Here is a 9,267-nt window from a genome sequence, read left to right on the forward strand (position 1 = left end):
GTGTCCGTAGTCATGCGCGTCCATATCCTCGGTATCTGCGGCACCTTCATGGGTGGCGTCGCCGCGCTCGCGCGCGAACTCGGCCTCCAGGTCGAAGGCTCCGACGCCAACGTCTACCCACCGATGAGCACCCAGCTCGAGAGCCTCGGCATCGGGCTGATGCAGGGCTATCGCGCGGAGCATCTGCGGCCCGCGCCCGATCTGGTCGTGGTGGGCAACGCCATGACGCGGGGCAACCCGGCGGTGGAGTACATGCTCGACGAGGGCATGCGTTACATCTCCGGTCCGCAGTGGCTCGGCGAGACCCTGCTCGGCGGGCGCGAGGTGCTCGCCGTGGCCGGCACCCACGGCAAGACGACGACGACCAGCCTGCTCGCGCACCTGCTGGAATCGGCGGGGCTGGCGCCGGGCTTCCTCATCGGCGGCGTGCCGGGCAACTTCGACGTCTCCGCCCGTCGCGGCGAGGGACGGCCGTTCGTCATCGAGGCCGACGAATACGATTCGGCGTTCTTCGACAAGCGCTCGAAGTTCGTGCATTACCGCCCGCGCGTCGCGATTCTGAACAACCTGGAATTCGACCACGCGGACATCTTCCCGGACGTCGCGGCGATCCAGCGCCAGTTCCACCACCTGGTGCGCACGGTGCCCGGCAACGGACGCCTGATCGTGAACGCGGAAGACGTCCACCTCGCCGAGGTGCTGGCGATGGGTGCCTGGACGCCCGTGGAGACCTTCGGCATCGACCGTGGCGACTGGCGCGCCGAACTGATCGCCGCCGACGGCTCGCACTTCCGCGTGCTCCGTGGTGGCGAGGCGCTCGGCGAGGTCCGCTGGACGTCGCTGGGCAGGCACAACGTGATGAACGCCCTGGCGGCGCTGGCCGCCGCCGCGGCCGCGGGCGCCGATCCTGCCGCGCTGCTGCCGGCGTTCGCGACCTTCGCGAGCGTGAAACGGCGCATGGAGACGATCGGCGTCGCTCGCGGCGTCACGGTGTACGACGACTTCGCCCATCACCCCACCGCCATCGCGACCACGCTCGCGGGGCTGCGGGCGAAGGTCGGCGACGCGCGCATCCTCGTGGCCCTCGAACCGCGCTCGAACTCGATGCGGCTGGGCGCCCACGCGGACGCGCTGGCCCCGTCGCTCGCCGACGCCGACCGCGTCGTCTTCCTGCACCGCCCCGAGCTACCCTGGGATGCCGCCAGGGTCACCGGCGCGCTCGACGGGCGCGGCGCGACGGTCGGCTCGGTCGACGCGCTGGTCGATACGCTGGCCGGCGAGGCGCGCGACGGCGACCATGTCGTCTTCATGTCGAACGGCGGCTTCGAAAGCGCGCCCCGGCGCTTCTTCGCGGCGCTCGGCGCGGGTTAGACTGGCGGGCATGGCCGCGACCAAGCCCGACCTCGACCTCCCGCTATTCCCGCTGTCGAACGTTCTGTTCCCGGGCGGCCACCTGCAGCTGCGGATCTTCGAGCCGCGCTACATCGACCTCGTGCGCGAATGTGCGCGGACAGGTCGGTCGTTCGGCGTGTGCATGATCCTCGAAGGCCGCGAGGCGGGGCAGCCCGCCGTGCCGGCCGCCGTGGGCACGCTGGCCACCATCACCGACTTCCACACGCGCGAGGACGGCCTGCTCGGCATCGTCGCCGAAGGCGGCCTGCGCTTCCGCGTCACGCGCACGCGGGTGCGATCGGATGGCCAGGTGCGCGGCGACATCGCGCTGTGGCGCGCGGAGGAAGTCCTTCCGCTGCCAGCGGAGTTCGGCCTGCTCGCCACGATCCTCGAGCGCCTCGCCGACCAGATGATGCCGCCGTGGCGCCACGACGTGGCGCAGCGGCTCGACGACGCGAGCTGGGTCGGCTACCGCCTGTCCGAACTGCTGCCGCTCGATCCCGACGAATGCCAGCACATGCTCGAACTCGACGACCCGCTGCAACGCCTGGCGGAACTGCGCGACATCCTGCCGCGATTCCAGCGCGCCTGAAGGACACGCCATGACCACGCTGGCCGGCAAGACCCTCTTCATCACCGGCGCCTCGCGCGGCATCGGCCTGGCGATCGCGCTGCGCGCCGCGCGCGACGGCGCCAACATCGTCATCGCGGCCAAGAGCAACGTGGCCAACCCGAAGCTGCCGGGGACGATCCACACCGCGGCCGCGGAAATCGAAGCCGCCGGCGGTACCGCGCTGCCGCTGAAGGTCGACATCCGCGAGGAAGCGGAAGTGCGCATGGCGGCCGCCACGGCGGCGGAACGCTTCGGCGGCATCGACATCGTGGTGAACAACGCCAGCGCGATCTGGCTGGCGGGCGTCGAAGGCACGCCGATGAAACGCTTCGACCTCATGCACGAGGTCAACACGCGCGGCACGTTCCTCACCACGCAGGCCTGCCTGCCGTTCCTGAAGCACGCGGCGAACCCGCACGTGCTGATGCTCTCGCCGCCGCCGAGCATCGATCCGCGGTGGTACGCGCCGCACGTGGCGTACACGATCGCGAAGTTCGGCATGAGCCACTGCGTGCTCGGCATGGCGCCCGAATTCGAACCCCTCGGCATCGCGGTGAACGCGCTGTGGCCGAAGACGGTCATCGCCACGGCAGCCGTCGCCATGCTCGGCGAGAGCGTGCGCGTGGAGAACTGCCGCACGCCGGAGATCGTGGCCGACGCGGCGCATGCGATCCTCACGAAACCCTCACGCGCGGCGACGGGCCGGTTCTTCATCGACGAGGACGTGCTCCGCGCCGAAGGCGTGGACGATTTCGAGCGCTATGCCGTGGCGCCGGGCCAGCCCCTGCTCCCGGATCTGTTTCTGTAGCTACCGCGGCAGCCAAGAAAAGCCGCGCACAGGCTAGCCCGTTTGGCGTATGGCCGCTTTCGGCAAGCCGGGGTAACGTCGATCCACGGTCGCTTCCCGCCAAAGGGAAGGCGGCAAGTGGGGCTTGCCGGCCTGCAGGGGGTGCCGGCGGCGGGTCCGTCAGGTGTACCCGCGAAGCCGGCAGCAGGCCACGAGAACGGGTGAGGAGCAGGCATGTCGCGCGGGGAATCGACGGGTCGTTGCGTCGTCTGGATCGGCAGACCGAGCGTTGAAGAACATTTCGGCTTGATCCGGGCCGGTTGGCGCACCTTGGTCGCCGATCCGGCGCGGCAACCGGGCGAACTGCCCGAATGCGGCGATGCCGCCATCGCCGTGGTGGATCTGCGTGCGAGCGCCCAGGCGGCCGTGCGGATCCTGGCCGGATTGCGGGACGCGCACCCCGGCATGGCGTGGATCGGGTTGACCGGCGCGCGGACGCCGTCCGCCGATCCCGGCGTGCGTCACGTGCTGCCGCACGCGTTCGAGATCATCGAAGGCACCTCGTCGCTCGGCGCGCTGCGCCAGGCGCTGATGCGCGTGCCCGGCGATGGCGAGCCCGCGCACGACGACGATGCCCCCAACCTGCTCACGGGGAACAGTCCCGCCATCCGGGCGCTTTCGCAGAACATCCGCAAGTTCGCGCCGGTGGAGCTCCCGCTGCTGATCACGGGGGAGACCGGCACGGGCAAGGAGATGGCGGCGCGCGCGCTGCACCAGTTGTCGCCGCGGAACGCGAAACCGTTCGCCGCCATCAACTGCGGTGCGCTTCCGGCCAATCTCGTGCAGTCCGAACTCTTCGGGCACGAGCGCGGCGCGTTCACCGGCGCCACGGCACGCCGCATCGGTCATTTCGAGTCCGCCGATGGCGGCACCGTGTTCCTCGACGAGATCGGCGACCTGCCGCTCGACGCGCAGACCAACCTGCTGCGCGTACTGCAGGAGGGCACGATCGAGCGCATCGGCAGCTGCCAGTCCATCCGCGTCGACGTGCGCGTGCTGGCCGCGACGCACGTGGACCTGGAAAAGGCCGTCGCCCAGGGCCGGTTCCGCGAAGATCTCTTCTACCGACTCAACGTGCTGCGGCTGCGCATGCCGCCGCTGCGCGAGCGCAACGGCGACATCGAGCTGCTGGCCCAGCATTTCCTCGACGCCTTCCGCGAAAACTACGGGACGCGGGCCCGGGCCTTCAGCACCAGCGCCCGCAAGGCGCTCAACGCCTTCAGCTGGCCCGGCAACGTGCGCGAGCTGATGAACCGCGTGCAGCGCGCCGCCGTGATCGCGGACGACGCGCTGATCACCCCCGACGACCTCGAGCTCAGCGTCGACACGCCGGGCGGCGAACGAGACAGCCTCGGCAGCGCGCGCACCTGCGCCGAACGGGAGGCCATCGTCGACTGCCTCCGGGCCAGCGCGTTCAACATCAGCGAGTGCGCAAGGCGCCTTCGCGTGTCCCGCGTCACCGTGTACCGCCTCTGCAAGAAGCATCAACTCGCCCTCGACCAGCTGCGCTGAAGGCACGTCGTCCGACAAGAAAACTCCCGGTCCTCTGGGGGACCGGGAGTTCCCATTCGCCGCCCAGCTGGCAGGGCGCTGGACGAGCGAACCACGCGGCGCCCGGTGGGGCGCCTCACTGGCGAGGGGAGCAAGCCCCATGCCACCCGGGCGTTGCTTTGATTCGCAAGGAATTTCTCCGGCGCGGTCGCGGGAGGCCCCATGGCCTCTGAAAGCGGCGTGTAACACGCCGTTGCAGGGGCGCTACACGGAGCGCGTTGTCGCCGCCGCCCGCGCCTTATACGATGCATGTCCCACGCGCGCATGCTCCGGCCACGCCGGAAGCTGCCCCGCGGGATTCGGATCGATGTCGGACCGCAGAGCGTACCGTGCGATTCCATCCGTTCCTGCAAGGGTTCCGGCGCTGCGGCCGGCACCGGGAGTCGTTCCAATGTCGTCGTCGCATCCTGTCGATCCCTCCGAACTCACGGGCCTGGGCAAGCGTTACTGGCTGCCCGTCTATCGACCGCGCGATGTCGTGCTCGATCACGGCAAGGGCGCCCGCGTGTGGGATACGCAGGGTCGGGATTACCTCGATTTCGGCGCAGGCATCGCCGTGAACTCGCTGGGCCACCAGGATCCGGACCTCGTCGCCGCGCTGGTCGCGCAGGCGCACAAGCTCTGGCACGCCAGCAACGTCTTCTACACCGAGCCGCCGCTGCACCTGGCGCAGGAGCTCGTCGAGCACGCGCCGTTCGCCGAGCGCGTGTTCCTGTGCAATTCGGGCACCGAGGCCAACGAGGCCGCGATCAAGCTCGTGCGCAAGTGGGCCGCCGCGCAGGGCCGCACGCCGGACAACCGCGTGATCGTCACGTTCCAGGGCTCGTTCCACGGCCGCACGCTCGCGTCGGTGACCGCGACCGCGCAGCCCAAGTATCAGGAAGGCTACGAGCCGCTTCCGGGCGGCTTCCGCTACGTGCCGTTCAACGATGTCGCCGCGCTCGAAGGCGCCTTCGCCCAGGGCGGCGTCGCCGCGGTGATGCTCGAGCCCGTGCAGGGCGAGGGCGGCGTCATGCCGGCGGAGCCCGGGTTTCTGAAGAAGGTGCGCGAACTGTGCGACGCGCACGACGCGCTGATGGTGCTCGACGAGATCCAGTGCGGCATGGGTCGTACCGGCACGCTGTTCGCCCATTCGCACGATCACGTCACGCCCGACATCGTCACGCTGGCCAAGGCGCTGGGCGCCGGTTTCCCGATCGGCGCGATGCTGGCGGGTCCGAAGGTCGCCGACGTCATGCAGTTCGGCGCGCACGGCACCACCTTCGGCGGCAACCCGATGGCCGCGGCGGTGGCGCTGGTGGCGCTGCGCAAGATCGCCTCGCCGGCGGTGCTGCTGAACGTGGAGCGCCAGGCGAACGACATCCGCGCGGGGCTGACGAAGCTCAACCACGCGTTCCACGTCTTCTCGGAAGTGCGCGGCCGGGGCCTGATGATCGGCGCGGTGCTCGACGCGGCGTACAAGGGACGCGCGGGCGAAATCCTGGATATCGCGGCGGCCCACGGTCTGCTGATCCTCCAGGCCGGCCCGGATGTCCTGCGCATCGTGCCGCCGCTGACGATCACCGACGAGGAAACCGCGGAAGGCCTCCAGCGCCTCCACGACACCCTCGCCGCCTTCGTCAAGGAAGCGCAGGTCGCCTGATCGGCCTGCCGCCCCGGTCCCGCCCACGGGACCGGGGCGGCATGATCACAACGTCGCGAACACCTCGCGCGCGGCAGCGATCGTCGCATCGATCTCCGCGTCGCCATGCGCGCTCGACACGAAGCCCGCCTCGAACGCCGACGGCGCCAGGTACACGCCGCGCTCCAGCATCCCGTGGAAGAACCGGTTGAACCGGCCGACGTCGGCGGCGGTCGCCTGCGCGTACGTTTCCACCTGCTCGCCTGTGAAGAACAGCCCGAACATCGCGCCGACGCGGGTCACGCTGAAGGGAATGCCGGCGTCTCGCGCGGCGGCGAGCAGGCCATCGGTGAGGCGGACGGTGCGGCGCGCGAGATCCTCATGGAAACCGGGAGCCTGGATCAGCGTCAGCATCGCCAGGCCCGCCGCCATGGCCACGGGATTGCCCGACAGCGTGCCCGCCTGATAGATCGGACCCGAGGGCGCCACCTGCGCCATCAGGTCGCGCCGGCCGCCGTACGCGCCGACCGGCATGCCGCCACCGATGATCTTGCCGAAGCAGGTGAGGTCGGGCGTGATGCCGTAGTGCGCCTGCGCGCCGCCGAGCGCGACGCGGAAACCGGTCATCACCTCGTCGAAGATCAGCAGCACGCCATGCTTCGTGCACAGCTCGCGCAACGCCTGCAGGTAGCCGTCCTTCGGCGGGATGCAGTTCATGTTGCCGGCGACGGGTTCGATGATCAGGCCCGCGATGTCGTCGCCGTGCTCGGCGAACAGCGCCTCGGCCGCCGCGAAGTCGTTGTACGGCAGGGTCAGCGTGAGGTCCGCGGCGGCCTTCGGCACGCCGGGCGACGTCGGCACGCCGAACGTGAGCGCCCCCGAGCCCGCCTTCACCAGGAAGCTGTCGCCATGGCCGTGGTAGCAGCCTTCGAACTTCACGATCTTCGTGCGGCCGGTGGCGCCGCGGGCCAGGCGGATGGCGGACATCGTGGCCTCGGTGCCCGAATTGACCATGCGCACCATCTCCACCGACGGCACGAGCGACACGATCGTCTCCGCCATCGTCACTTCGGCGGGGCAGGGCGTGCCGAACGAGAGGCCGTCGAGCACCGCGGCCTGGACGGCCTCGCGCACGGCGGGATGGTTGTGGCCCACGATCATCGGGCCCCAGGAGCCGACGTAGTCGATGTAACGCTTGCCTTCGACGTCCCAGAGGAACGGGCCGTCGGCGCGGGCGGTGAAGAAGGGCTCGCCGCCCACCGACCGGAAGGCGCGCACGGGCGAGTTCACGCCGCCGGGCAGCAACGTCTGGGCGCGTTCGAAGAGTTCGTGGTTCGTGGTCATCAAAGGGTTCCGGAACGGGATTCGAAAAGAGCGGCGAAGCGGCGCGTCGCCGTCTGGATGTCGGGCTGGGCGAAGATCGCGGACACCACGGCGAGGTAATCCGCGCCCGCCTCGAGCAGCACCCGCCCATTGTCGGGCGTGACGCCGCCGATCGCCACGACGGGAAGGCCCAGCGTCTTCGCCTGCGTCAATACGTCGTGCGGCGCGATCGCGGCGTGGGGTTTGGTCGTGGAGGGATACATCGCGCCGAAGCCGATGTAATCCGCGCCTTCCGCCTGCAGCTGCCGTGCGCGATCGACCGAGCCGTAGCAGGAAACCCCGATGATCGCGTCGGGACCCAGTTCCGCGCGAGCGACCGCGATGGAGACGTCGGTGTGCCCCAGATGCACGCCGCCACCGGTCTCGCGAGCGAGTGCGACGTCGTCGTTCACGACGAAGGGCACCCCGTACCGCGCGCAGATGCTGGCGATCTCGCTGGCCTCCGCGAGTCGGCGCGCCGCGTCATGGGTCTTGTCGCGGTACTGCAGGAGGCTGGCACCGCCGGCGAGGGCGGCCTCGACGGCGGCGAAAAGGTCGTCGCGCGGACCGTCGGTGATGGCGTAGACACCGCCGCGGAGACGGGCGGCGCGGGAGAAGGCGTTCATGGGCATCCTTTGAAGCGTGACGGGGCCGTGCTACCGCCTTCGGCCCGGGGGTGACAGAATGAGGGACTTTTCCGCTCCACGACAGTACGCGAAGCCATGAGCAACGACACCGACACCAAAACGCGCAAATGGATGTGCGTCGTCTGCGGGTACATCTACGACGAAGCGCTGGGCATGCCGGAAGACGGCATCGAACCGGGCACGCGCTGGGAAGACGTCCCCGACACCTGGACCTGCCCGGACTGCGGCGTGACCAAGGACGATTTCGAGCTCGTCGAGATCGACTGACGGCGGATGCGGCCGGGAGCCGCACCGATGCGGGAATGGGGCTGACATCGTTTCGCCCCATTTCGCCAGCGATAACGCAGGAAAACCTGCTTCCATGATCCCGTGGCGCACGTAACGTGCGCCGATGACGTGGAGGAAGCGGCGATGCAGCGATTCATACCCTTCGACGACCAGTGGGACGAACTGGCCGGGCTCGACCCGGCGTCGCTCGTCCCTTACCACGTGGGCGTGCCCTGCGAACACGGACTCTCGGCCGCTCAGCGCGAGGGCGGGGCGCCCTCGATGGCGAGCGTCTCGCCCAGTTTCAGCCCCAGCCTGCCCGCGGTGCCGGCGGCCACTTCCAGGACATAGGCCGCGTCGCGCCCGTCGCTGGGATAGATGGCGCAGGGATCGGCCTTGCACGGCTGCGCGTTCAGCTGCATCGCCACGAGCTTGCGCGCTCCATCGAAGTACAGGATGTCGAGCGGGATGAGGGTGTTCTTCATCCAGAACGCGCGCGGCTGACTGTCGGGGAAGATGAAGAGCATGCTCTGATCGGGCTTCAGCTCGGTGCGGAACATGAGTCCGCGCTCGCGCTGGGCGTCCGACGTCGCGAATTCGGTGGAAAACCGCGCGCCATGCAGCGTCACCGACGGCGGCGTCGCAGCGGTGGCGGCAAGGGGCGCCAGGAAGAGGGCGACGGAAAGCACGCGCGTGAGCATCGAAAGACACCTTATTAGTGTGAGGAGATGCGGGCAGTCTACCTCGTCACTTTTTTTCAGAAAGATGTCGAAAACCCCTTCACAGACCTTCGGCCCGGCCCTATACTTCTCCTCCTGGTCGCGACGAAAGTCACCCACGCGACAGTTCTTCGGCTTCACCAACCACCTCGAAAAAAAAGTTTCACGAGGGTGTTGACGGAAACGAAAAACGATATAGAATGGGCGGCTCACCTCGGGACGAAATGTTCAGAGGGCATCAACGAAAG

General features: G+C 69.1%; 9 protein-coding genes. 6 read left to right on the plus strand and 3 right to left on the minus strand.

Going from position 1 to position 9,267, the window contains the following annotated elements:
• The 5 genes from mpl (at nucleotide 1) to J2X58_RS17250 (ending at nucleotide 6,045) form a co-directional block, all read left to right on the plus strand.
• Nucleotides 1–1,371 carry a UDP-N-acetylmuramate:L-alanyl-gamma-D-glutamyl-meso-diaminopimelate ligase gene (gene mpl, locus J2X58_RS17230; RefSeq protein ID WP_310049798.1) on the plus strand — a complete coding sequence of 457 codons (1,371 nt, stop codon included), beginning with the start codon at nucleotides 1–3 and terminating at the stop codon, nucleotides 1,369–1,371.
• A 10-nt stretch (nucleotides 1,372–1,381) separates the two neighbouring features.
• Nucleotides 1,382–1,984, plus strand: coding sequence for an LON peptidase substrate-binding domain-containing protein (locus tag J2X58_RS17235; RefSeq protein ID WP_090057164.1), 603 nt, complete (start codon nucleotides 1,382–1,384; stop codon nucleotides 1,982–1,984).
• Nucleotides 1,985–1,994: 10 nt separating this feature from the next.
• Nucleotides 1,995–2,813 (plus strand): NAD(P)-dependent oxidoreductase, encoded by an 819-nt coding sequence (locus J2X58_RS17240; RefSeq protein WP_310049801.1) that lies wholly within the window; start codon nucleotides 1,995–1,997, stop codon nucleotides 2,811–2,813.
• Nucleotides 2,814–3,098: 285 nt separating this feature from the next.
• Nucleotides 3,099–4,364 carry a sigma-54 dependent transcriptional regulator gene (locus J2X58_RS17245; RefSeq protein WP_310049802.1) on the plus strand — a complete coding sequence of 422 codons (1,266 nt, stop codon included), beginning with the start codon at nucleotides 3,099–3,101 and terminating at the stop codon, nucleotides 4,362–4,364.
• Nucleotides 4,365–4,794: 430 nt separating this feature from the next.
• The gene (locus tag J2X58_RS17250; protein WP_090057157.1) at nucleotides 4,795–6,045 is read left to right on the plus strand and encodes an acetylornithine/succinylornithine family transaminase; all 1,251 of its coding nucleotides are present in this window, start codon (nucleotides 4,795–4,797) and stop codon (nucleotides 6,043–6,045) included.
• 45 nt (nucleotides 6,046–6,090) lie between these two features.
• Here the strand turns inward: J2X58_RS17250 and hemL are convergent, their stop codons facing one another.
• On the minus strand, nucleotides 6,091–7,368 hold the full coding sequence (hemL, locus tag J2X58_RS17255) for a glutamate-1-semialdehyde 2,1-aminomutase (RefSeq protein ID WP_310049805.1): 1,278 nt from the start codon (nucleotides 7,366–7,368) through the stop codon (nucleotides 6,091–6,093).
• Nucleotides 7,368–8,012, minus strand: a complete 645-nt coding sequence (gene thiE, locus J2X58_RS17260) for a thiamine phosphate synthase (RefSeq protein ID WP_310049807.1) — start codon at nucleotides 8,010–8,012, stop codon at nucleotides 7,368–7,370. Before thiE ends, hemL begins: the two co-directional genes overlap by 1 nt.
• 96 nt (nucleotides 8,013–8,108) lie before the next feature.
• Between thiE and J2X58_RS17265 the strand changes: the two genes are divergently transcribed.
• The gene (locus tag J2X58_RS17265; protein WP_090057151.1) at nucleotides 8,109–8,300 is read left to right on the plus strand and encodes a rubredoxin; all 192 of its coding nucleotides are present in this window, start codon (nucleotides 8,109–8,111) and stop codon (nucleotides 8,298–8,300) included.
• 257 nt (nucleotides 8,301–8,557) lie between these two features.
• On the opposite strand, the gene J2X58_RS17270 is transcribed toward J2X58_RS17265, so the two are convergent.
• Nucleotides 8,558–9,001, minus strand: a complete 444-nt coding sequence (locus tag J2X58_RS17270) for a DUF192 domain-containing protein (protein WP_310049810.1) — start codon at nucleotides 8,999–9,001, stop codon at nucleotides 8,558–8,560.
• Nucleotides 9,002–9,267 lie beyond the last annotated feature (266 nt).

Origin of the sequence: Luteibacter sp. 3190 (assembly GCF_031456385.1) — a bacterium.
Taxonomy (GTDB): domain Bacteria; phylum Pseudomonadota; class Gammaproteobacteria; order Xanthomonadales; family Rhodanobacteraceae; genus Luteibacter.

Coding starts and splice junctions, on each gene's coding strand:
- J2X58_RS17235 (WP_090057164.1), top strand. CDS start 1,382: ATGGCCGCGACCAAGCCCGACCTCGACCTCCCGCTATTCCCGCTGTCG.
- J2X58_RS17240 (WP_310049801.1), top strand. CDS start 1,995: ATGACCACGCTGGCCGGCAAGACCCTCTTCATCACCGGCGCCTCGCGC.
- J2X58_RS17250 (WP_090057157.1), top strand. CDS start 4,795: ATGTCGTCGTCGCATCCTGTCGATCCCTCCGAACTCACGGGCCTGGGC.
- hemL (WP_310049805.1), bottom strand. CDS start 7,368: ATGACCACGAACCACGAACTCTTCGAACGCGCCCAGACGTTGCTGCCC.
- thiE (WP_310049807.1), bottom strand. CDS start 8,012: ATGAACGCCTTCTCCCGCGCCGCCCGTCTCCGCGGCGGTGTCTACGCC.
- J2X58_RS17265 (WP_090057151.1), top strand. CDS start 8,109: ATGAGCAACGACACCGACACCAAAACGCGCAAATGGATGTGCGTCGTC.
- J2X58_RS17270 (WP_310049810.1), bottom strand. CDS start 9,001: ATGCTCACGCGCGTGCTTTCCGTCGCCCTCTTCCTGGCGCCCCTTGCC.